Consider the following 22,199-nt stretch of genomic DNA (forward strand, 5'->3'; position numbering starts at 1 on the left):
AAAGATGCACCCTTACGTACCGATTCTGATTCTCGGTGTACTCGCGGCCATCTTCGTGGCGGGCACCTTGGTGACCAGTGCCGTCGTCGGCCCGAAGCGCTACAACCGGGCCAAGCTCGACTCGTACGAGTGCGGCATCGAACCGACGCCGCAACCGGTCGGTGGCGGGCGTTTCCCGGTGAAGTACTACATCACCGCGATGCTCTTCATCGTGTTCGACATCGAGATCATCTTCCTCTACCCCTGGGCCGTCGCCTTCGACCAGATGGCGCTGTTCGGGCTGATCGAGATGGTCATCTTCATCGTTACCGTCTTCGTCGCGTACGCCTATGTCTGGCGCCGCGGCGGACTGGAGTGGGACTGACCTATGGGTGTTGAGGAACAACTTCCGGCCGGCGTACTGCTGACCACCGTCGAAGGGCTGTCCGGCTACATGCGGAAGGCCTCGTTGTGGCCGGCAACCTTCGGGCTGGCGTGCTGCGCGATCGAGATGATGACCACCGGCGCGCCGCGCTACGACGCGGCCCGGTTCGGCATGGAGGTCTTCCGGGCGTCACCGCGCCAGGCGGACCTGATGATCGTGGCCGGCCGGGTGAGCCAGAAGATGGCCCCCGTGCTGCGCCAGATCTACGACCAGATGCCGAACCCGAAGTGGGTGCTGGCGATGGGTGTCTGCGCCTCCTCGGGCGGCATGTTCAACAACTACGCCATCGTGCAGGGCGTCGACCACGTAGTACCGGTCGACATGTACCTGCCCGGTTGCCCGCCGCGGCCCGAGATGCTGCTGGACGCCTTCCTCAAGCTGCACGAGGACATCCAGAACGGCAAGCTCGGCGCGAACAAGAAGGCGCTGCAGGCCGAGCAGGAGACTGCCGCCCTGTCCGCTTCCCCCACCCTTGAGCTGAAGGGTCTGCTCCGGTGAGCGACACCCAACCAGAGAACCTTCCGGCCACCGCGCCGGGAAGTGACGCGGCCACCCCGGGGCCGGCCGAAATCGTCGACCAGCGCGAGGGCATGTTCGGCGTCCGCGGCACCGGTGACACCTCCGGCTTCGGCGGCCTGCAGCGCCAGGTCGCGCTGCCGGGCGGTTCGGCCAAGCCGTACGGCGGCTGGTTCGACGGCGCCACCGAGAAGCTGGAGAGCCTGGTCGGCGACGCCGCGATCGAGAAGGTCGTGGTCGCGCACGGCGAGCTGACCCTGCACATCGCCCGCGAGCGGCTGCTCGAGGTCGCCCAGCACATCCGCGACGACGCCGACCTGCGGTTCGAGTTCTGCTCCGGCGTCTCCGGCGTGCACTACCCGAACGAGACCGGCCGGGAGCTGCACGCGGTCTACCACCTGCTCTCGATCACCCACAACCGCCGGATCCGGCTCGAGGTGTCCTGCCCTGAGGCCGATCCGCACATCCCGTCGGTGGTCGCGGTCTACCCGGCCAACGACTGGCACGAGCGCGAGACCTGGGACTTCTTCGGGATCGTCTTCGACGGTCACCCGGCGCTGACCCGGATCCAGATGCCCGACGACTGGCCGGGCCACCCGCAACGCAAGGACTACCCGCTCGGCGGCATCGACGTCGAGTACAAGGGCGCCGTCATCCCGCCGCCCGACACGCGGAGGTCGTACAACTGATGACCACAACAGATCCCTACGCCACCACCCGGGACACCACCGAGGGCAAGGTCTTCACCGTCACCGGTCAGGACTGGGACTCGGTCGTGGCCGGCCTGGGCGACGAGCCCGAAGAGCGCATCGTCGTCAACATGGGCCCGCAGCACCCGTCCACGCACGGCGTGCTCCGGCTGATCCTCGAGATCGAGGGCGAGACGGTGACCGAGGCCCGCTGCGGCATCGGCTACCTGCACACGGGTATCGAGAAGAACATGGAGTTCCGCTCCTGGACGCAGGGCGTCACGTTCTGCACCCGGATGGACTACCTGTCGCCGTTCTACAACGAGACGGCGTACTGCCTGGCGGTCGAGCGGCTGCTCGGCATCGAGGACCAGGTGCCGGAGAAGGCCAACGTGATGCGGGTGCTCCTGATGGAGCTCAACCGGATCAGCAGCCACCTGGTCTGCATCGCCACCGGCGGGATGGAGATCGGCGCCCTGACCGTGATGACGATCGGGTTCCGCGAGCGTGAGATGACGCTGGACCTGTTCGAGCTGATCACCGGCCTGCGGATGAACCACGCGTTCATCCGGCCCGGCGGTGTCGCCCAGGACCTGCCGGCCGGCGCGCTGGACAAGATCCGGGAGTACATCACCTGGATGAACAAGCACCTGCCGGAGTACGCCGAGCTCTGCAACGCGAACCCGATCTTCAAGGCCCGCCTGCAGGACGTCGGCTACCTGGACCTGACCGGGTGCATGGCGCTCGGCATCTCCGGCCCGCCGCTGCGCGCGACCGGCTACGCGCTGGACCTGCGCAAGAGCCAGCCGTACTGCGGCTACGAGACCTACGACTTCGACGTGCCGACCTGGGACACCGCCGACTCGTACGGCCGGTTCCGGATCCGGCTGCAGGAGATGTGGGAGTCGCTGAAGATCATCGAGCAGTGCACCGATCGCCTGGCCAAGATGGAGGGCGAGCCGGTGATGGTGGCCGACAAGAAGGTCGGCTGGCCGAGCCAGCTGGCCGTCGGCAGCGACGGGATGGGCAACTCGCTCGACCACATCAAGCACATCATGGGCGAGTCGATGGAAGCGCTGATCCATCACTTCAAGCTGGTCACCGAGGGCTTCCGGGTACCGGCCGGCCAGGCGTACGTGGCGATCGAGTCGCCGCGTGGCGAGCTGGGCTGCCACCTGGTCTCCGACGGCGGCACCAAGCCGTACCGGGCGCACTTCCGCGACCCGTCGTTCGCAAACCTGCAGGCGATGCCGATCCTGTGCGAGGGCTCACAGGTCGCCGACGTGATCGTCGCCGTCGCCAGCCTTGACCCGGTGATGGGTGGAGTGGACCGATAGATGGCTGACACAACCGTTCCCTACAGCACAGGCGACTCGAAGATCGGTGACACCACGATCGCCGAGATGCGCGAGCTGGCCGCCCGCTACCCGGTCGGCCGTTCGGCCCTGCTGCCGATGCTGCACCTGGTGCAGTCGGTCGAGGGCCGGATCACCCCCGAGGGCATCGAGGCCTGCGCCCACGTGCTCGGGCTGACCGGCGCCGAGGTGTCGGCGGTGGCGACCTTCTACACGATGTACAAGCGCCGCCCGGTCGGCGAGTACCACGTCGGGGTCTGCACCAACACGCTCTGCGCGATCATGGGTGGCGACCTGATCTTCGAGCGGCTCAAGGGCCACCTCGACGTCGGCAACGACGAGACCACCGAGGACGGCAAGATCACCCTCGAGCACCTCGAGTGCAACGCCGCCTGCGACTACGCGCCGGTGATGATGGTGAACTGGGAGTTCTTCGACGACATGACTCCCGAGTCGGCCACCCAGCTGGTGGACGACCTGCGCGACGGGACCGAGGTCAAGTCCCCGCGTGGCGCCACCATCTGCAGCTGGCGGGAGGCCGAGCGCGTCCTGGCCGGCTTCCCCGACGGCCGGGCGGACGAGGGCCCGACGGGTGGCAAGGCCACCCTGGCCGGTCTGCGCCTGGCCCGCGAGCGCAACTGGACGGCTCCGGCCGGATCGCATGCCAGCAGCAACGGTTCCGCGGCCGAGTCGACCGTCTCGGCCGACGCCGCCGCCGGTCCGCGGCCCGAGGACCAGCCTGGTAAGGAATCCCAGACGGTCCACACCGACGACAGCCGCAAGGAGGACTGACCGTGCTCACTCCCGTGCTGTCCGACAACTGGGACCAGATCCGCGCCTGGCAGCTGGCCTCGTACCAGCGCTCCGGCGGGTACGACGCACTGCGCACCGCGCTGCGGATGCTGCCGGCCGACGTGGTCACCGCCGTCAAGGACTCCGGTCTGCGCGGCCGTGGCGGCGCGGGCTTCCCGACCGGGATGAAGTGGTCCTTCATTCCGCAGGACAACCCGAAGCCGAAGTACCTGGTGGTGAACGCGGACGAGTCCGAGCCGGGGACCTGCAAGGACATCCCGCTGATGCTCGCCTCGCCGCACACGCTGGTCGAGGGCGTCATCATCTCGGCGTACGCGATCAACGCGAACACCGCGTTCATCTACGTCCGCGGTGAGGTGCTGCACGTCGTCCGCCGGCTGCAGCAGGCCGTTGCCGAGGCCAAGGAAGCCGGTCTGATCGGCACCAACATCCTCGGGTCCGGCTACGACATCGACGTCATCGTGCACGCCGGCGCCGGCGCCTACATCTGTGGCGAAGAGACCGCTTTGCTCGACTCGCTGGAAGGTCGTCGTGGTCAACCCCGGCTGCGTCCTCCGTTCCCCGCGGTGGCCGGCCTGTACGGCTGCCCCACTGTCATCAACAACGTCGAGTCGATCGCGTCTGTTCCCTCGATCATCAACAACGGCGCCGACTGGTTCGGCTCGATGGGCACCGAGAAGTCCAAGGGCCCGACGCTGTACTCGCTGTCCGGCCACGTCACCCGGCCCGGTCAGTACGAGGCGCCGATGGGGATCACCCTGAGGCAGCTGCTCGACCTGGCCGGCGGCATCCGCGAGGGCCACGAGCTGAAGTTCTGGACCCCGGGTGGGTCCTCGACGCCGCTGCTGACCGCCGAGCACCTCGACGTGCCGCTGGACTACGAAGGTGTCTCGGGGGCCGGCTCGCTGCTCGGCACCAAGGCGCTGCAGATCTTCGACGAGACGGTCTGCCCGGTCCGGGCGACGCTGCGCTGGACCGAGTTCTACAAGCACGAGTCGTGCGGCAAGTGCACCCCGTGCCGTGAGGGCACCTGGTGGCTGGTGCAGATCCTGGAGCGGCTGGAGGCCGGTCAGGGTGACGAGGCCGACCTGGAGAAGCTGCTGGACCTGAGTGAGAACATCACCGGCCGGTCGTTCTGCGCGCTGGCCGACGGCGCCACGGCGCCGATCACCAGCTCGATCCAGCACTTCAAGGACGACTACCTGGCGCACTTCTCGCACGGTGGCTGCCCGTTCGACCCGATGGCGTCCACCGTCTTCGCGACCGCTGGAGCAACCGCATGACCATCCAAGCCAACCCGCCGGCGGGTCAGGTCGAGAAAGTTGACCTGGTCACCGTCACCATCGACGACGTCGAGGTGAAGGTTCCCAAGAACAGCCTGGCGATCCGGGCCGCCGAGCAGATCGGCGTCCAGATCCCGCGGTTCTGCGACCACCCGCTGCTCGACCCGGTCGCCGCCTGCCGTCAGTGCCTCGTCGAGGTCGTTGACGCAGGCAACGGCCGGGGGATGCCGAAGCCGCAGACCTCCTGCTCGCTGACCGTTGCCGACGGCATGGTCATCAGGACCCAGATCTCCTCTCCGGTGGCCGACAAGGCGCAGCAGGGGCAGATGGAGTTCCTGCTGATCAACCACCCGCTGGACTGCCCGGTCTGCGACAAGGGCGGCGAGTGCCCGCTGCAGAACCAGGCGATGACGAACGGCCGCGGCGAGAGCCGCTTCGAGGGGGTCAAGCGCACCTACCCGAAGCCGATCAACATCTCCGCCCAGGTGCTGCTGGACCGCGAGCGCTGCGTGCTCTGCGCCCGCTGCACCCGGTTCTCGCAGCAGATCGCCGGTGACCCGTTCATCGAGCTGCTCGAGCGCGGCGCCCTGCAGCAGGTCGGCATCTACGAGAAGGAGCCGTACGAGAGCTACTTCTCCGGCAACGCGATCCAGATCTGCCCGGTCGGCGCGCTGACCAGTGCGGCGTACCGGTTCCGGTCCCGGCCGTTCGACCTCGTCTCGGTGCCGTCGGTGGCCGAGCACGACGCGTCCGGCTCGGCAATCCGGATCGACTACCGGCGCGGCAAGGTGATGCGCCGGCTGGCCGGCGACGACGCCGAGGTCAACGAGGAGTGGATCTCGGACCGCGACCGGTTCGCGTTCAACTACGCGACCACCGGTGACCGGCTGACTCACCCGCTGATCCGCGAGGACGGCGAGCTGCGGGCAGCCTCGTGGCCCGAGGCGCTGGACTTCGCGGCGAAGAAGCTTGCCGCCGCGCGCGGCAACGCCGCGGTACTGACTGGTGGCCGGCTGACGCTCGAGGACGCCTACGCGTACTCGAAGTTCGCGCGGGTCGCTCTCGGCAGCAACGACATCGACTTCCGGGCCCGGCCGTCCTCCTCTGAGGAGGCCGACTTCCTGGCCGCCGCGGTCGCAGGCACCGGGCTGGGGACGACGTTCGCCGATCTGGAGAACGCCGCTTCGGTCCTGCTGGTCGGCTTCGAGCCCGAAGAGGAGTCGCCGGCGGTCTTCCTGCGGCTGCGCAAGGGCGTCCGCAAGATCGGCACCAAGGTCTTCACCGTCGCGCCCTACGGGTCGCGCGGGGTCGAGAAACTGTCGGGCGTCGTCGTGCAGAGCAGCCCGGGCACCGAGGCCGCCGTACTGGGCGACCTGCGCGGCACCGGCGAGGCCGGGGCGGCTGCCCTGGACGCGCTCGGCGCCAACTCGATCATCATCGTGGGCGAGCGCCTCGCGACCGTCCAGGGCGCGTACTCCGCGGCTCTGCGGCTCGCGCTCGACACCAGGGCCCAGCTGGTCTGGATCCCGCGTCGTGCGGGTGACCGGGGCGCGCTCGAGGCCGGCTGCCTGCCGGGTCTGCTGCCGGGCGGTCGCCTGGTGTCGGACGCGGCCGCGCGCGTCGACCTGCAAGCCGCCTGGGGCGTCGACAGCCTGCCCAGCACGGCCGGCAAGGACGTGGGCGAGATCCTCGCCGCGGCCGGCTCGCTGCAGGCGCTGATCGTCGCGGGTGTCGAGATCGACGACCTGCCGGACCCGGCGGCTGCGCTGGCCGCACTGGCCGCGGCGCCGTTCGTGGTCAGCTTCGAGGTCCGCAACTCGCAGGTCACCGAGCACGCCGACGTCGTCTTCCCGGTGGTTCCGCCGGCCGAGAAGGACGGCACCTTCGTGAACTGGGAGGGCCGCGAGCGGCCGTTCCCGGTGGTGCTCAAGGTGCCGGCGGCGATGCCGGATGTCCGGGCCCTGGCCGCACTGGCCCAGGAGATGGGCTCACCGCTCGGCTTCAGCACTCCGGCCGGCGCGAAGCGCGAGTTCGACGAGCTCGGCCGCTGGGACGGCGACCGCGCCGGCGAGCCGACGTACCAGCCCGGTCCGGCGCTCGGCGCGTTCGACTCGACCCGCCTCGCCACCTGGCGGATGCTGATCGACGACAGCCGCGGCAACGACGGTGAGCCGCACCTGGTCGCGACCGCCCGCCGTCCGGTGGCGCGGGTCTCGCAGACCACGGCGCACCGGGTCGGGGTGAACGACGGCGACGAACTGGTGGTCAGCACCGACGCCGGGTCGATCCGGCTGCCGGTCGTGGTGACCGCGATGGTCGACAACGTCGTCTGGCTGCCGACCAACTCGGCCGACTCGCACGTCAGACGCTCGCTGCACGCTGATCACGGGTCGATCGTGACGATCGCCGGAGGGAACGCATGAGCCCCATCGCTTTGCCGCTGGCCGCGCCGCCGGACGCCGGCGTCGGCAACGACCCCTGGTGGGTCGTCGGCCTGAAGGTGCTGCTGGTCTTCGTCTTCCTGGTCGTGCTCACCCTGTTCAACATCTGGTGGGAACGCCGGGTGGTGGCCCGGATGCAGCACCGGATCGGCCCGAACGTGCACGGCCCGTTCGGTCTGCTCCAGTCGCTGGCCGACGGTATGAAGCTGATGTTCAAGGAAGACCTGATGCCGAAGGGCGTGGACAAGTTCGTCTACGTCGCGGCCCCGGTGATCGTCTCGATCCCGGCCTTCCTGACCTTCGCGGTGATCCCGTTCGGGCCGACCGTGAAGATCCCCTTCACCGACACCTACACCCGGCTGCAGATCACCGACCTGCCGGTCTCGGTGCTGTACGTGATGGCGATCGCCTCGATCGGCATCTACGGCATCGTGCTCGGCGGCTGGTCGTCCAACTCGACCTACTCGCTGCTCGGTGGCCTGCGCTCCAGCGCCCAGATGATCTCGTACGAGGTCGCGATGGGCCTGGCGCTGGTGACGGTCTTCCTGTTCGCCGGCTCGATGTCCACCTCGGAGATCGTCGCCGCGCAGGGCTCGCACCAGACGCTGAACCTGTTCGGCGCGGAGATCCCCATCCCCGGCTGGTACGCCGTACTGCTCTTCCCGTCCTTCGTGATCTACGTGATCTCGATGATCGGTGAGACGAACCGGGCGCCGTTCGACCTGCCGGAGGCCGAGGGCGAACTGGTGGCCGGCTTCCTGACCGAGTACTCGTCGATGAAGTACGCGATGTTCTTCCTGGCCGAGTACATCAACATGGCGACCGTGTCCGCGCTGGCCACCACCTTGTTCCTGGGTGGCTGGCGGGCACCGTGGCCGATCTCGATCTGGGACGGCGCGAACTCCGGCTACTGGCCGGTGCTGTGGTTCGTCGGCAAGATGATGTGCTTCATCTTCTTCTACATCTGGCTGCGCGGAACCCTGCCGCGACTGCGCTACGACCAGTTCATGAAGCTGGGCTGGAAGATCCTGATCCCGGTCTCGCTGGGCTGGATCCTGCTGGTCGCCACCGTTCGCGCGGTCGGCCGCGAGGTCGAGGTGCAGCGCAACTACCTGCTGGTGGCCGCGGGCGTCGTCGCGCTGATCGCGGTGATCTCGATGTTCCTGCCGCAGAAGAAGACCGAGGAGCCCGGCCCGGTGGCCGCGGACGAGTTCGACGCGTTCGCCGGGGGCTTCCCGGTGCCACCACCACTCGTGGACTCCGCGAGCCGAGTCGAGTCCGACATTCGCAGCAAGGAAGGCAGCCGTGGCTAGCGTCAAAGTGTCCCTCTGGGATCCGGTCGCCGGGTTCGGCGTCACCTTCCGGACCATGTTCCGCAAGGTGTTCACCGAGCAGTACCCGTTCGACAAGAAGCCGACCGCACCGCGGTTCCACGGCCGGCACCAGCTGAACCGCTGGCCGGACGGCCTGGAGAAGTGCATCGGCTGTGAGCTGTGCGCGTGGGCCTGCCCCGCGGACGCGATCTACGTCGAGGGCGCCGACAACGCCGAGGGTGGCCGGATGTCGCCGGGCGAGCGGTACGGCCGCGTCTACCAGATCAACTACCTGCGCTGCATCCTGTGCGGCCTGTGCATCGAGGCGTGCCCGACCCGGGCGCTCACGATGACCAACGAGTACGAGCTGGCTGACCGCAGCCGCGAGTCCCTCATCTACGAGAAGAAGGACCTGCTCGCCCCGCTGCTGCCGGGGATGGAGGAGCCGCCGCACGACATGCAGCTCGGCTCCACCGACAAGGACTACTACCGCGGCCTGATCGGCGCGGTAGCGCCGGCCGAGGGTGGTGGCGACAAGTGATCGGTCTCGTCACCGGCGGCCAGGTCGCGTTCTGGATGCTGGCGCCGATCATGGTGCTGGCCGCGATCGCGATGATCCTGGTCCGCAAGGCGGTGCACTCCGCACTGCTGCTCGCCACCGTGATGATCTGCCTCGCGGTCCAGTACGCCGCCCAGGACGCGCCGTTCCTGTTCGCGGTCCAGATCATCGTCTACACCGGCGCGATCCTGATGCTGTTCCTGTTCGTGCTGATGCTGGTCGGCGTCGACGCCTCCGACTCGCTGGTCGAGACGATCCGCGGGCAGCGCCTGCTGGCCGGCCTCGCCTTCCTGGGGATCGGCATCCTGCTGGTCTTCGCCACCGGCAGCGCCGTGTACGGCGACCCGGTGGGTCTGGGCGCGGCACAGCCGGACGGTAATCCGAAGGGCATCGCGCAACTGCTGTTCGGCAAGTACGTGTTCGTCTTCGAGGTCACCTCGGCGCTGCTGATCACCGCGGCGATGGGTGCGATGATGCTGGCGCACCGCGAGCGGCTGACCAAGAAGCTGACCCAGCGCGACCACGCCGAGGAGCGGATCCGCAAGTACGCCGAAGCCGGCGTGCACCCCGGCCCGCTGCCGACGCCTGGTGTGCTGGCCCGGCACAACGCCGTCGACACCCCGGCGCTGCTGCCGGACGGCTCGATCGCGCCGACCTCGGTTTCGCGGGTGCTGCAGGCACGTGGCACCGTGTTCTCCGAAGCCGAGGAGCGCGCGGACGTCGACCTGGTCCGTGAGATCAACGAGGGCGACGCCGGCGACGACGTTCCGCCGGAGCCCACCGGCACGGATCTGACCGGATTCGCTGAAGGAGACGAGAAGAAGTGACGACGGAGCCTTACATCGTCCTTTCGGCGATGTTGTTCAGCATCGGCGCCCTGGGCGTCCTGGTGCGGCGCAACGCGATCGTCGTCTTCATGTGTGTGGAGCTGATGCTGAACGCGACCAACCTCGCGTTCGTCAGCTTCGCCCGCCAGCACGGCAACCTCGACGGCCAGATCGCCGCCTTCTTCGTGATGGTGGTGGCCGCGGCCGAGGTCGTGATCGGCCTGGCGATCATCATGGCCATCTTCCGCACTCGTCGTTCGGCTTCGGTCGACGACGCCAACTTGCTCAAGTACTGAGGTCATAACCGATGAGTCATGAGCTGACGTGGCTGCTGGTCGCGATTCCGGCGGTCTCCGCGGCGATCCTGCTGCTTGGTGGCAAAGCCACCAACAAGTGGGGTCACCTGCTGGGGACCGCGGCGTCGCTGGCCTCGTTCGTCTGCGGGGTCCTGCTGTTCTTCCAGATGCAGGGCAGGCACGGCGAAGAGCGGTCCGAGACGGTCAAGCTGTTCGAGTGGTTCTCGGTCGGCAACGTGCACGTGGATGTGACCCTGCTGGTCGACCAGCTGTCCATCCTGTTCGTGCTGCTGATCACCGGTGTGGGTTCGCTGATCCACATCTACTCGATCGGCTACATGGAGCACGACCCGCGGCGGCGCCGCTTCTTCGGGTACCTGAACCTGTTCATCGCCTCGATGCTGCTGCTGGTGCTGGCGGCCGACTACCTGCTGGTCTTCGTCGGCTGGGAAGGCGTCGGTCTGGCGTCGTACCTGCTGATCGGGTTCTGGCAGCACAAGCCGTCGGCCGCGACCGCCGCGAAGAAGGCGTTCGTGGTGAACCGGGTCGGTGACATCGGCCTGTCGCTCGCGGTGATGAGCATGTGGGCGCTGTTCGGCTCGTCCGCCTTCGCCACCGTGAACGCGGGCGCCGAGGGCATGTCGAAGACCTGGGCGACGCTGGTCGGCCTGATGCTGCTGCTGGCGGCCTGCGGCAAGTCCGCGCAGGTGCCGCTGCAGTCCTGGCTGCTGGACGCGATGGAGGGCCCGACCCCGGTGTCGGCGCTGATCCACGCGGCGACGATGGTCACCGCCGGCGTCTACCTGGTGGTCCGCTCGCACGCGATCTACGAGGTCACCGAGTCCGCGTCCACCGCGGTGGTGATCGTCGGTACGGTCACCGCGCTGGCCGGAGCGATCATCGGTTGCGCCAAGGACGACATCAAGAAGGCGCTGGCCGGCTCCACCATGAGCCAGATCGGCTACATGATGCTCGCCGCGGGTCTCGGCCCGGCCGGGTACGTGTTCGCGATCTTCCACCTGATCACGCACGGCTTCTTCAAGGCCAACATGTTCCTCGGCGCCGGTTCCGTCATGCACGGGATGAACGACGACGTGAACATGCGGCACTACGGCGGCCTGGCGAAGTACATGAAGGTCACCTTCGCGACCTTCGCGTTCGGCTACCTGGCGATCCTCGGCATCCCGCCGTTCGCCGGCTTCTTCAGCAAGGACAAGATCATCGAGGCCGCGTTCGCGGACAACATCGTGATCGGTCTGTGCGCGCTGCTCGGCGCCGGGATCACCGCGTTCTACATGACCCGGTTGATGCTGATGACGTTCTTCGGGGAGAAGCGCTGGGAGAAGGACGTGCACCCGCACGAGTCGCCCGCGACGATGACCGGTCCGCTGGTCATCCTGGCGGCGCTCTCGCTCGGCGGCGGCGCGCTCTACTTCGCCGGTCACTGGATCGTCGAGTGGCTGGAGCCGGTGGTCGGGCACGAGGAGCACCACCCGCCGGTGAGCGCCCTGGTGATGACCCTGATCACCCTCGCGGTCGTTGCCGTCGGCATCGTCATCGCGGTGCTGCTGTACCGCCGCGACATCCCGCGCGAGGCGCCTGCCCGGGTCTCGCCGGCCACCACCTTCGCCCGCCGTGACCTGTACGGCGACGCGCTCAACGAGGCGGTCCTGATGCGTCCGGGCCAGTACCTCACCCGGACCCTGGTCTGGCTGGACAACCGCGGAGTGGACGGCTCGGTCAACGGGCTGGCCGCGCTCTTCGGCGGTCTGTCCGGCCGGTTGCGCCGGATCCAGACAGGCTTCGTTCGTTCCTACGCACTCAGCATGGTCTTCGGCGCCGCATTCGTGGTCGTCGCTCTCCTCGCGGTGAGGTTGTCGTGAAAATCGGTTGGCTGACCCTGACGCTGCTCCTGCCCTTCGTGGGAGCCCTGGCGACGATGGCGGTGCCGAAGGCCAAGGCGCTGCTGTCCAAGCAGGTTGCGCTGGCTTTCTCCGTCGTCACGCTGGCACTGACCATCGTGATCGCGATCGGCTATCACCAAAACGGTGCAGCTGACTATGAGGAGAAGTACACCTGGATCAAGGCCTTCGGCGCGCACTACGCGCTCGGGCTGGACGGCGTCGGGATCGTGCTGGTGGTGCTCACCGCGCTGCTCACCCCGATCGTGCTGCTCGCCTCCTGGAACGACGCGAAGACCGGTCGCTGGAGCGAGAAGTCGTTCTTCGCCTGGATCCTCGGCCTGGAAGCACTGTCGATCGGCGTCTTCAGCGCTACCGACGTGTTCCTGTTCTACGTGTTCTTCGAGGCCACGCTGATCCCGATGTACTTCCTGATCGGCGGGTTCGGCGGCGCGCAGCGCTCGTACGCCGCGGTGAAGTTCCTGCTCTACTCGCTGCTCGGCGGACTGCTGATGCTGGCCTCCGTGGTCGGCCTCTACGTCATCTCGGCCAAGAACGGCGACCCGTCGTACCTGCTGACCGACCTGGTCAAGCTGGACATGAGCCAGAACACCGAGCGGTGGCTGTTCCTCGGCTTCTTCTTCGCCTTCGCGGTGAAGGCGCCGATGGTGCCGTTCCACACCTGGCTGCCGGACGCCGCCGCCGAGGCGACGCCGGGTACGTCGGTGCTGCTGGTCGGCATCCTGGACAAGATCGGCACCTTCGGGATGATCCGGTTCTGCCTGGGCCTGTTCCCGGAGGCCTCCAAGTGGGCCACCCCGGTGGTCCTGGTGCTGGCCCTGATCAGCGTCCTGTACGGCGCGCTGGTGGCGATCGGCCAGACCGACATCAAGCGGCTGATCGCGTACACCTCGATCTCGCACTTCGGCTTCATCGTGATGGGCATCTTCGCGCTCACCTCGCAGGGCCTGACCGGATCGACGCTGTACATGTTCAACCACGGCCTCTCCACCGCGGCGCTGTTCCTGGTGGCCGGCTACCTGATCTCGCGCCGCGGCTCGGCCCGGATCGCTGACTACGGCGGCGTCGAGAAGGTGGCTCCGGTCCTGGCCGGCACCTTCCTGTTCGCCGGCCTGTCCAGCCTGGCGCTGCCCGGCCTGTCGCCGTTCATCTCCGAGTTCATGGTGCTGGCCGGGACGTTCAGCAAGCACAAGGTGATCGCGGTGATCGCGGTGCTCGGCATCGTGCTGGCCGCGCTCTACATCCTGATCATGTACCAACGCCTGATGACCGGCCCGGTGCGGGACGGGATCGAGAAGCTGAAGGACCTGAACTTCCGCGAGGTGTTCGCGATCGCGCCGCTGGTCGTGCTGATCATCGGCTTCGGCATCTACCCGAAGCCGGTGGTCGACATCATCAAGCCGGCGGTCGAGTCGACGATGCAGCGGGTGGGCGTTACCGACCCGGCCCCGCAGGTTCCCGTGACGGAGGGACAGAAGTGAGTTTTCAGCTGCTGCCGCAGGCCGTGATGTCGACGCCGCTGGCAGACTTCGTCGCCCCGAAGATCGAGTACACGGAGCTTGCTCCGCTGCTCGTCATCTTCGGCGCGGCCTGTGTCGGGGTGCTCGCCGAGGCGTTCCTGCCGCGCGCGATGCGGCACGTGGTCCAGCTGGCGATCGCGCTGGTCGGCCTGGTGGTCGCCGCCGTGCTGACCATGCTGCTGATGGTCGACGACAAGAAGCTGGTCGCGGCGCAGGGCGCCATCTCGGTGGACGGCCCGGCGCTGTTCACCTGGATCACCCTGCTCGCGTTGACCGTGATCAGCGTGCTGCTGTTCGCGGAGCGCTCGGTCGACGGCGGGCTGTCGGCCTTCGCCGGCCAGGCTGCCGCGGTACCGGGCAGTGAGGCCGAGCGGCAGGGCACCGCGCTCAAGGTCGAGCACACCGAGGTCTTCCCGCTGACGCTGTTCGCGGTCGGCGGGATGATGCTGTTCGCCTCGGCGAACGACCTGCTGGTGCTGTTCGTCGCGCTCGAGGTCTTCTCACTGCCGCTGTACCTGCTCTGCGGGCTGGCGCGTCGTCGCCGGCTGATCTCGCAGGAAGCCGCGATGAAGTACTTCCTGCTCGGCGCCTTCGCCTCGGCCTTCCTGCTCTACGGCATCGCGCTGCTCTACGGCTTCGCCGGCACCATGTCGCTGCCCGGTATCTCCGACGCGCTGTCCACCAAGACCGGTGGCGACGCGATGGTGCTGGCCGGTACCGGCCTGATCGGGGTCGGCCTGCTGTTCAAGGTCGGCGCCGTGCCGTTCCACTCGTGGACGCCGGACGTCTACCAGGGCGCCCCGACGCCGGTCACCGGTTTCATGGCCGCCTGCACCAAGATCGCCGCGTTCATCGGCCTGATGCGGGTCTTCTACGTCGCCCTCGGCGGCACCCGCTGGGACTGGGCCCCGATGATGTGGATCGTCGCGATCCTCACCATGGTGGTCGGTTCGATCGTGGCGCTGACCCAGACCGACGTGAAGCGGATGCTCGCCTACTCGTCGATCGCGCACGCCGGCTTCCTGCTGACCGCGTTCGTCGGGCTCGCGCAGTCCGGCAGCGGGGTGCGCAGCGGTGCGATCACCTCGACCCAGGCAGTGCTGTTCTACCTGGTCGCCTACGGCTTCTCGACCATCGGAGCCTTCGCGCTCGTCACGCTGGTCCGCGACGCGGGCGGCGAGGCGACGCACCTGTCGCGCTGGGCCGGACTGGGCAAGAAGTCGCCGCTGCTGGCGGGTATCTTCGCCTTCTTCCTGCTGTCCTTCGCCGGTATCCCGCTGACCGCGGGCTTCACCGGCAAGTGGGCCGTCTTCAGCGCCGCGTGGACGGGTGGCGCCTGGCCGCTGGTTGTCGTCGCAGTACTGTCCAGCCTGGTCGCCGCGTTCTTCTACGTCCGCGTGATCGTGCTGATGTTCTTCTCCGACCTGCCGGCTGACGCGCCGGACGTGGCCCTGCCGGGTTGGCAGACCACGACCGCCGTCGCCCTGGGTCTGGCGGCCACGGTGGTGCTCGGTCTGGTTCCCGGACCGGTGCTCGACCTGGCTGCCCGCGCGGGTGAGTTCATCCGGTGAGCCCCACCCCGCTGCCGGCCGAGAGCCTGGGATTCGCGTTCGCCGACGAGGCGCTCGAATCCCGGGTTCGCGCTGGGCTGGAGAGGGTCGAGCAGGCGCTCCGCGACTCCGCGCAGTCCGAGGCCCCGTTCGTCACCGAGGCCGCCCAGCACGTGATGGTTGCCGGTGGCAAGCGGTTCCGGCCGCTGCTCACCCTGCTGGCCGCTGAGCTCGGCCCGGACACGGACGCGTCCGAGGTGGTCGACTCGGCCGTGGTGGTCGAGCTGACCCACCTGGCCACGCTGTACCACGACGACGTGATGGACGAGGCCGCGCTGCGTCGCGGCGAGGAGAGCGCCAACGCGCGCTGGGACAACTCGGTCGCCATCCTGACCGGCGACTGGCTGTTCGCCCGTGCCTCCGACCTGGTCGCATCGCTCGGACCCGAGGCGGTCCGGATCCAGTCGCGCACCTTCGGCCGGCTGGTCGAGGGCCAGATCCGGGAGACCCTCGGTGTCTCCGAAGGTCAGGACCCGCTCGCGCACTACCTGTCGGTGGTCGCGGACAAGACCGGCTCGCTGATCGCCACCTCGGCGCTGTTCGGGGCGAAGTTCGCGGGTGCGCCGGCCGACGTACAGGAGACGGTGCGGGCCTTCGGCGAGGAGATCGGCCAGGCGTTCCAGCTGGCCGACGACATCCTCGACGTGATGTCCGAGGAGTCCGGCAAGACGCCGGGCACGGATCTGCGCGAAGGGGTTCCGACCCTGCCGGTGCTGATCTTCCGCGCCCAGGCCGATCCTTCCTTGCCGGCCGACGCGCGGTTGCTCGAGCTGCTCGACTCCGACCTGAGCGACGACGGCCGGTTGGCTGAGGCGCTCGAGTTGCTGCGTGCGCACCCGGCGCTGCAGCAGGCCGAGGACGACGTACGGCGTCGTGCGGATGATGCTCGCAAGCTGCTCGAGGATCTGCCGGCCGGCTCCGGGCGTGCTGCGCTGGAGTCGTTGTGCGATCTGGTGGTCACTCGCTCGATCTGATGTTTTTGGAGCCCGCGGAACCTGACTGGTTCCGCGGGCTTCTTTTGTTGGGTTTTACGGCCTGAAGGTGATCCTGGCCAGCCGATCTGCTTGGTCGCGGGTCAGGATCACCGCCGAGGCGGCGCCGGGGATCACGCGACCCGGGTTGGTGATCGCGAGATCACGGAGTACCGGCCAGCGGCGGTTGTGGGTCTCCATGCTGCCTTCCCGGACGACGCGGTCACGCGCGTGCTGGCCTCGCTTGGCCAGGTCGGCTGGTACGTCGAGCATGATCAGGTGTACCGGGCGGCCGGCCTGTCTGGCCGCGCGCCCGATGAGCTGCCGCGCGAGTGGCTTGGTTGCACAGTCGTGGATCACCAGCGGGCCGTCGGTTTTGATGGCACGCAGGACGAGGGCGTAGTAGTGCAGGTGGAGTAGCGGACGCCATACGGAGTACGGGATCGCTTGCAGGGTTGGCTTCCAGCGATCGCGGATAGGCTCGGAGTCGAGAACCTTTATGTCGCTGGTCGCGTCTGGGAACAGCCTGCGCAGGAGGGTGCTCTTACCGGCGCCGGGCACCCCGGCCAGCACGACGAGCGAGTTGCGCGGGTAGCGGAACTCGGTGATGTCGCGGTCGGTCGGCGAGATCAATAACGCGGTCACAGGGAGCCTCCTTCGGCGTTCCCCCGATCATCGCGTGCTCCTCTGAGAGCGAAATGAGAATCCGCTGAGACCTCAGGACTTGAGGTTGGCGAACCAGTTGCGGGTGTTCTCGGGTGCGTTGGGATCGAGCTGGATGACCTGCTCGACGAGGTCGGCGATGGTCTTACCGGCCAACTCCTGGCGGTAACTCAGCTCCGCCTTCCGCATGGACTGCGAGACCACGCAGTACTTGCGATAGTCGACCGAGGCCTTCGCCCCTGGTCCCGCCTTGAGGATCTGCGTGCACCGGAAGGCATCCTCAGCCCCGTCGATCGCCACCACCACGTCGAGCATGCTGATCTTCTCCGGAGCTTTGGCCAACTGGAAGCCACCCTTGGGACCGGACGTCGAACTGAGAATCCCTGCGCGGCTCAGTGCCTGCAGTTGTTTGTTCAGATAGGCGGTTGGCAGTTCGTAGAACGCGGCAAGTCGCTTGGCGGTGACCGCCTGCCCGGGGATGAAGCACAGGTTGACGCAACTGTGCATCGCCCACTCCACACCTTCGTTCATCTTCACTATCTAGATGTTAGATGTCCAGGATTTGGGAGTCAACTGGTGTGACGCCCGCGCCGGCTCCTTCGTCGCCTGCTCCCCACCCCCCAGCTCCCTCGCTCCTGCGTCGCTCGTCCCGCTGCCGTGAGAACAGGGTGGTCTCAGATGGCTGTCTCGCGGCTCGGTGCAACATGGCCGCTCGTCGGTGCGGTCCAACCGGATGAACCGTCGGTCTTTAATCGAGATCCAGGAGTACTGCCCTCTGTGTCCAAGCAAGGGTGAGGCAGGCGGCGCTGGTTTGGCCAAGGGGCTCGTGGGTGACGAGCCGGGTGACGGTTTCCTCGTCGAAGGGCAGGCCGTGGATCGACTTGTCCTTGCCGAGGGAGGTGATGACTTCGCCTTCGGGATTCGTGGTGACTCGGTCGCGGAACAGGGTGTCGAAGACGTGGTCGTCGATGACAGTGGCGGTCGCGATCGCGGCGTTGAGGCTGAGGGCATCGAGGATCACGCCAAGGATGAAAGGGCGGATGCTGCCAGCCTGGCGGGCCGCGGCCATGTCTCGGTAGAACGGCCAGACCTCATAGTCGACGGGAGTGCCGCCGCTACCGTCGTGTTCTGGTTGGCCGAGCAGTTCTTCGGCGTACTCGCGGACCATGTTGCGCCAGATATCGAGGTCGACAGCCAGGCTGCGCGGCGAAATGCTGGCGGGTTGGAACTCGCCTGCGGGGAGCAGGCTGTAGTGCCTCCCGTTGGTGACCTGGGTGGGGTCGCGGCGCAGCAGGAAGAAGGTGCCCTCGCCGGTCGTGGTGTCCCGCCGGATCGTGAGGGTGCTGATGCCTGGGTTGACTGCGCGATTGGAGAGGTCGAAGGCGTCGCCTAGCAAGGATCGGTACGGCAGTTGCTTCCAGGTCAGGTCGCCGGAGAGGTCGGCGACGCCGGCTTCGTGGGCCAGTACTTCGCCGACATCGAGCTTGTCGAAGAAGGTGGACAAACCGAAGGTCATCACGCCGCGGCCGCCTGACCAGTCGACGTCCAGGAGGCGGTAGCTGCTCCGGTTCTCGAACAGGGCAGGTGGTCGGAGGTATCGGATTGCGCTGGTGTAGTTGGCAAACGCGTTGCCCGGGGATCGCAGAGGTAGCGCAGTACGGGCCTCTGCTTCCCTGCCGGTGAGGCGAGGCTTTGGTGGAGATTCGTTCCAGCGAAGTGTGACCTCGTCCAGAAGTACAGGTTGCGGCGGAAGCCAGGCCGGGATGCTGAGCGCAGGCATGTGATCGATTCGGAGGTCGGCGTCGTACAGGTCGGCTGTGCGCGCGGCTAGGTCGATGCCCTGCTCGGTCAAGTGCCGGCGGACCTTCCGCCAGGCCTGCTGGCTGGCCTCGACCGCTGCCTCCGGTGCGGGACGCGTCGTACTGCGCACGACGGGCTCGGCTGCTGTGTCGCCGAGGATCATCGCGAAGCGGCGGTGAACGTCCTCGCCCGCACTCTTGAGAGCACTGTCCAGAACTTCCTGCATTGTTGCCGACAGCACCATATCCGGCTTGGCCTCCCAGGTAGCGACGGTGCGGACCGCTGCGCCGAGATGAGCTGCGAAGGCCTCGTTCGTCATCCGCAGCGAGGCGCGTAGGGCTGACGCTCGCCGACCAGTCCATAGGTCAACTACATCCATCGGGTGACGTCCTCCCTGAGGTCACGGCACTGCACTGGCAGTGCATCAGAACTGCACTGTCGCTGCATTCTGGGAACGGCCACACCAGTATTCACTGGTCTCATGGACACGAGGGCATCGCAGGACTGCAGCAGGCCGCTGATGCTCGGCTACCTGTGCCGCGGGCTACTCGTGACCGATGGCCAGGTGGACGATTTGGAGCGCCAGATGGCTGCCTTCGCGCACGCGGAGGGCTTCACGATGGGCTTCGTTTATGTCGAGAGATCCGAAACCTCACCAGCGGCGTTCGGCGCGCTGATGGAGTCGGTGGATCGCTATCAGGTGAACGCGATCGTGCTGCCGAGCCGTCTGCACCTCGCCGTGCTCGGCTCCCCGTTGGAGATGAACGACAGATTCGAACGCGCTGCTGGGGTGCGCGTGATGGTTCTCGAATCTCCCTGATCTGGCGGCATCGGAGGAACCTGTCCTGTCGATGCCGTCGCTTTCGTCCCTGTCCGGGTGCCCCGACCCCTGTATCTGCTGGCTGTCTGGGCAGGGACCTCAAGACCGGCTGGCGCGGCGTGGAGGGCGAGTCCGCTCTGCGCCAGCCGTTCCAAAGAGAGTTTGTGGAGCGTCGGTGTCGCGGATCTGTTAATGATAAAACGCTGCGCTAGGAACGGAGACACTGTTTTACGAGATGTGGATTGGTGGAGTCTGAGGTTAATGAGCGGCCAGGATCTGACGCCGAGCGAGTCGGCCTTGCGCATCGGCATGAGCTGCAATCACTTGTGCAGGCTCCTCGACACTGGCGAGATCCCGTTTCACAATGCCGGCCCAGATCGTCGAATCGAGCTGCGCGACCTGCTCGCCTTCGAGGAGAAGCGTGACGCCGCTCGTCGCGAGCAGAGGCGGCGAGTTGGGGAGACTCCGCCAGCCAGGAGTCAGTCGGCTAAGGGCTAACCGCCGCGTCAGTGCTGTCATGGCAGCGGGACGAGCGACGAAGGAGCGAGGTAGCTGGGGGTGGGGAGCAGGCGACGAAGGAGCCGGCGTGGCGTACGCAGTACCAGCAACTACCCAGTCAAAACAGCAGGCGCCAACCGCGAAGCTCTGCGCCGCCGGGCGAGGTTGTCGGCGGTGAAGATGACCAAGGCCAGCCAGACCAGCGCGAAACCGCCCCAGCGCATCGGGGTCATTTTCTCGTGGAAGACGAGTACGCCGACGATGAATTGCATGATCGGTGCGATGTAGTTGAGTAGGCCGAGGGTGGTCATCGAGACCCGGGTTGCGGCGGCGCCGAAGAGGAGTAGCGGTACTGCGGTGATCGGGCCGGTCAGCAGGACCAGGATCAGGTAGCCGGGGCCTTGGTGGGTGACGGTTGAGTTGCCGTGGGCACCGAGTAGCAGGATCGCTATCAGGGCCAGGGGTGCGACGGTTGCGGACTCGATCGCCATGCCCTCGATCGCGCCGGCGCCGGCCTGCTTCTTCAGGAGGCCGTAGAAGCCGAACGAGAAGGTCAGGATGATCGCGATCCATGGCGGGCGGCCGTTCTCGATGGTCAGGCCGACGACCGCCAGGAAGGCGATGCCGACCGCGATCCACTGGGCGACGCGGAGGCGTTCTTTGAGGATGATCACGCCGAGCAGGACGGTGAACAGCGGGGTGATGAAGTAGCCGAGTGAGGTCTCGACGACGCGGTCGTGGTTGACGCCCCAGATGTACGTGCCCCAGTTGATCGAGATCAGGACTGCGCCGGCCATCAGCGGCCAGCGGCGGCGGGGTTCGGCGAGCAGGGCGCGCACCTGGCCGAAGCGGCGGCGTACCAGGACCAGGGCCACGATCGTGACCAGCGACCAGAGGATCCGGTGGGCGAGCAGCTCGACCGCGCCGGAGGAGTCGATCAGCTTCCAGTAGAGCGGGAACAGCCCCCACAGCAGGTACGCCGTCAGCCCGAACACGAACCCTCTCCGTTGTTCTGGCACGGTTGCGAGTCTAGAACTTTTGTCATTGGTGTCAATGCAGTTTGCTCATGACGTGAGACGGACTTGGGGCATGAGGTTGGATAGAGGCAGGACAGAGGAGGTACGGCGTGGGCGCAAGGACCGGTCTGGTCTCGGTGACGTTCCGGCAGTTGGCCGTCGACGAGGTCGTCGAGGTGGCCAAGAAGGCGGGGCTGGCGGCGATCGAGTGGGGTGGCGACGTCCACGTCCCGCTCGGTGACCTGGCGGCTGCCCGCAAGGCCCGCGAGCTGTGCGAGGCGAACGGCCTGGCCATCGCGGCGTACGGCTCCTACCTCCGGGCCGGCAGCGTCGACCGCGAGGAGATCCGTACCGCGGTCAACACCGCCGCCGAGCTGGGCGCACCCCGGATCCGGGTGTGGGCAGGAACAGTCGGTACTGCGGACGCCGGCGTCGGCGACCGGATGGCGGTTACCCGAGGTCTCGCCGAGCTTGCCGACGTGGCGTCGGGCGCGGGCATCGAGATCGCGATGGAGTTCCACCGCGGCACCCTGACCGACGAGGTCGACTCGACCATCACGCTGTTGCTCGACGTCGGCGCGCCCAACCTCACGACGTACTGGCAACCGCCGGTCGACCTGAGCGACGACGAATGCCTGGCTCAACTGGAGTCGTTGATGCCTTGGCTGTCGACCGTGCATGTGTTCTCGTGGTGGCCGTCCAATACCCGGCTACCACTGGCCGGGCGCGAGTCGCTGTGGCGGCCGGTGCTCGCGAGGCTGGCCAAGGAACCGCGCGAGATCAACGCGCTGCTGGAGTTCGTGGCCGACGACTCGGTCGACCAGTTCTCCACCGACGCCGCGAAGCTGCACAGCTGGGTGTAG

At 67.4% G+C, this 22,199-nt stretch carries 21 protein-coding genes; 17 read left to right on the forward strand and 4 right to left on the reverse strand.

Features of this window, described 5'->3' with window-relative positions; translation table 11 throughout:
• Positions 1 to 4: 4 nt before the first annotated feature.
• From AB0P21_RS16250 to AB0P21_RS16320, 15 genes are read left to right on the forward strand one after another with little or no spacing between them, the layout of a single operon-like run.
• Complete coding sequence (locus AB0P21_RS16250) at positions 5 to 364, forward strand: NADH-quinone oxidoreductase subunit A (protein ID WP_363697348.1); 360 nt, start codon at positions 5 to 7, stop codon at positions 362 to 364.
• A gap of 3 nt (positions 365 to 367) precedes the next feature.
• A complete protein-coding gene (locus AB0P21_RS16255; protein ID WP_164601694.1) occupies positions 368 to 922 on the forward strand; it encodes an NADH-quinone oxidoreductase subunit B in 555 nt (184 codons plus the stop codon).
• The gene (locus AB0P21_RS16260; protein WP_363697351.1) at positions 919 to 1,629 is read left to right on the forward strand and encodes an NADH-quinone oxidoreductase subunit C; all 711 of its coding nucleotides are present in this window, start codon (positions 919 to 921) and stop codon (positions 1,627 to 1,629) included. Before AB0P21_RS16255 ends, AB0P21_RS16260 begins: the two co-directional genes overlap by 4 nt.
• Positions 1,629 to 2,966: an NADH-quinone oxidoreductase subunit D gene (locus AB0P21_RS16265; protein ID WP_363697353.1), complete on the forward strand. Its 1,338-nt coding sequence runs from the start codon at positions 1,629 to 1,631 to the stop codon at positions 2,964 to 2,966. The genes AB0P21_RS16260 and AB0P21_RS16265 overlap by 1 nt, the downstream gene beginning before the upstream one ends.
• Positions 2,967 to 3,776, forward strand: a complete 810-nt coding sequence (gene nuoE / locus AB0P21_RS16270; RefSeq protein ID WP_363697355.1) for an NADH-quinone oxidoreductase subunit NuoE — start codon at positions 2,967 to 2,969, stop codon at positions 3,774 to 3,776.
• On the forward strand, positions 3,773 to 5,080 hold the full coding sequence (gene nuoF, locus AB0P21_RS16275; protein ID WP_363698434.1) for an NADH-quinone oxidoreductase subunit NuoF: 1,308 nt from the start codon (positions 3,773 to 3,775) through the stop codon (positions 5,078 to 5,080). Before nuoE ends, nuoF begins: the two co-directional genes overlap by 4 nt.
• Positions 5,077 to 7,503 (forward strand): NADH-quinone oxidoreductase subunit G, encoded by a 2,427-nt coding sequence (locus AB0P21_RS16280; RefSeq protein WP_363697357.1) that lies wholly within the window; start codon positions 5,077 to 5,079, stop codon positions 7,501 to 7,503. The genes nuoF and AB0P21_RS16280 overlap by 4 nt, the downstream gene beginning before the upstream one ends.
• Entirely contained in the window at positions 7,500 to 8,834 is a 1,335-nt protein-coding gene (gene nuoH, locus AB0P21_RS16285; protein WP_363697359.1) for an NADH-quinone oxidoreductase subunit NuoH, read from the forward strand. Before AB0P21_RS16280 ends, nuoH begins: the two co-directional genes overlap by 4 nt.
• Complete coding sequence (nuoI, locus tag AB0P21_RS16290) at positions 8,827 to 9,375, forward strand: NADH-quinone oxidoreductase subunit NuoI (RefSeq protein WP_363697360.1); 549 nt, start codon at positions 8,827 to 8,829, stop codon at positions 9,373 to 9,375. Before nuoH ends, nuoI begins: the two co-directional genes overlap by 8 nt.
• Positions 9,372 to 10,220 carry an NADH-quinone oxidoreductase subunit J gene (locus AB0P21_RS16295; protein ID WP_363697361.1) on the forward strand — a complete coding sequence of 283 codons (849 nt, stop codon included), beginning with the start codon at positions 9,372 to 9,374 and terminating at the stop codon, positions 10,218 to 10,220. The genes nuoI and AB0P21_RS16295 overlap by 4 nt, the downstream gene beginning before the upstream one ends.
• On the forward strand, positions 10,217 to 10,516 hold the full coding sequence (nuoK, locus tag AB0P21_RS16300) for an NADH-quinone oxidoreductase subunit NuoK (RefSeq protein ID WP_020391937.1): 300 nt from the start codon (positions 10,217 to 10,219) through the stop codon (positions 10,514 to 10,516). The genes AB0P21_RS16295 and nuoK overlap by 4 nt, the downstream gene beginning before the upstream one ends.
• Before the next feature lie 11 nt (positions 10,517 to 10,527).
• Positions 10,528 to 12,399 (forward strand): NADH-quinone oxidoreductase subunit L, encoded by a 1,872-nt coding sequence (gene nuoL / locus AB0P21_RS16305; protein WP_363697362.1) that lies wholly within the window; start codon positions 10,528 to 10,530, stop codon positions 12,397 to 12,399.
• Positions 12,396 to 13,919, forward strand: a complete 1,524-nt coding sequence (locus AB0P21_RS16310; RefSeq protein WP_363697363.1) for an NADH-quinone oxidoreductase subunit M — start codon at positions 12,396 to 12,398, stop codon at positions 13,917 to 13,919. Before nuoL ends, AB0P21_RS16310 begins: the two co-directional genes overlap by 4 nt.
• Before the next feature lie 26 nt (positions 13,920 to 13,945).
• Positions 13,946 to 15,529 (forward strand): NADH-quinone oxidoreductase subunit NuoN, encoded by a 1,584-nt coding sequence (gene nuoN / locus AB0P21_RS16315; protein WP_363698435.1) that lies wholly within the window; start codon positions 13,946 to 13,948, stop codon positions 15,527 to 15,529.
• Positions 15,526 to 16,542: a polyprenyl synthetase family protein gene (locus tag AB0P21_RS16320; protein ID WP_363697364.1), complete on the forward strand. Its 1,017-nt coding sequence runs from the start codon at positions 15,526 to 15,528 to the stop codon at positions 16,540 to 16,542. The genes nuoN and AB0P21_RS16320 overlap by 4 nt, the downstream gene beginning before the upstream one ends.
• Positions 16,543 to 16,596: 54 nt before the next feature.
• On the opposite strand, the gene AB0P21_RS16325 is transcribed toward AB0P21_RS16320, so the two are convergent.
• From AB0P21_RS16325 to AB0P21_RS16335, 3 genes are all read right to left on the reverse strand, one after another.
• Entirely contained in the window at positions 16,597 to 17,184 is a 588-nt protein-coding gene (locus tag AB0P21_RS16325; RefSeq protein WP_363697366.1) for an AAA family ATPase, read from the reverse strand.
• 72 nt (positions 17,185 to 17,256) lie between these two features.
• A complete protein-coding gene (locus AB0P21_RS16330) occupies positions 17,257 to 17,733 on the reverse strand; it encodes an Rrf2 family transcriptional regulator (RefSeq protein ID WP_363697368.1) in 477 nt (158 codons plus the stop codon).
• A gap of 217 nt (positions 17,734 to 17,950) precedes the next feature.
• Entirely contained in the window at positions 17,951 to 19,381 is a 1,431-nt protein-coding gene (locus AB0P21_RS16335; RefSeq protein ID WP_363697370.1) for a hypothetical protein, read from the reverse strand.
• A gap of 141 nt (positions 19,382 to 19,522) precedes the next feature.
• Here AB0P21_RS16335 and AB0P21_RS16340 point away from each other — a divergent pair, with 141 nt between their 5' ends.
• Complete coding sequence (locus AB0P21_RS16340) at positions 19,523 to 19,822, forward strand: hypothetical protein (RefSeq protein ID WP_363697372.1); 300 nt, start codon at positions 19,523 to 19,525, stop codon at positions 19,820 to 19,822.
• 608 nt (positions 19,823 to 20,430) lie between these two features.
• On the opposite strand, the gene rarD is transcribed toward AB0P21_RS16340, so the two are convergent.
• Positions 20,431 to 21,339 carry an EamA family transporter RarD gene (gene rarD, locus AB0P21_RS16345; protein ID WP_363697374.1) on the reverse strand — a complete coding sequence of 303 codons (909 nt, stop codon included), beginning with the start codon at positions 21,337 to 21,339 and terminating at the stop codon, positions 20,431 to 20,433.
• A gap of 107 nt (positions 21,340 to 21,446) precedes the next feature.
• Between rarD and AB0P21_RS16350 the strand changes: the two genes are divergently transcribed.
• Positions 21,447 to 22,199: a TIM barrel protein gene (locus tag AB0P21_RS16350; RefSeq protein ID WP_363697376.1), complete on the forward strand. Its 753-nt coding sequence runs from the start codon at positions 21,447 to 21,449 to the stop codon at positions 22,197 to 22,199.

The sequence above is a fragment of the Kribbella sp. NPDC056861 genome (assembly GCF_040687575.1).
GTDB lineage: Bacteria > Actinomycetota > Actinomycetes > Propionibacteriales > Kribbellaceae > Kribbella.

Coding starts and splice junctions, on each gene's coding strand:
- AB0P21_RS16250 (WP_363697348.1), top strand. CDS start 5: ATGCACCCTTACGTACCGATTCTGATTCTCGGTGTACTCGCGGCCATC.
- AB0P21_RS16255 (WP_164601694.1), top strand. CDS start 368: ATGGGTGTTGAGGAACAACTTCCGGCCGGCGTACTGCTGACCACCGTC.
- AB0P21_RS16265 (WP_363697353.1), top strand. CDS start 1,629: ATGACCACAACAGATCCCTACGCCACCACCCGGGACACCACCGAGGGC.
- nuoE (WP_363697355.1), top strand. CDS start 2,967: ATGGCTGACACAACCGTTCCCTACAGCACAGGCGACTCGAAGATCGGT.
- AB0P21_RS16280 (WP_363697357.1), top strand. CDS start 5,077: ATGACCATCCAAGCCAACCCGCCGGCGGGTCAGGTCGAGAAAGTTGAC.
- nuoH (WP_363697359.1), top strand. CDS start 7,500: ATGAGCCCCATCGCTTTGCCGCTGGCCGCGCCGCCGGACGCCGGCGTC.
- nuoL (WP_363697362.1), top strand. CDS start 10,528: ATGAGTCATGAGCTGACGTGGCTGCTGGTCGCGATTCCGGCGGTCTCC.
- nuoN (WP_363698435.1), top strand. CDS start 13,946: ATGTCGACGCCGCTGGCAGACTTCGTCGCCCCGAAGATCGAGTACACG.
- AB0P21_RS16330 (WP_363697368.1), bottom strand. CDS start 17,733: ATGAACGAAGGTGTGGAGTGGGCGATGCACAGTTGCGTCAACCTGTGC.
- AB0P21_RS16335 (WP_363697370.1), bottom strand. CDS start 19,381: ATGGATGTAGTTGACCTATGGACTGGTCGGCGAGCGTCAGCCCTACGC.
- AB0P21_RS16340 (WP_363697372.1), top strand. CDS start 19,523: ATGCTCGGCTACCTGTGCCGCGGGCTACTCGTGACCGATGGCCAGGTG.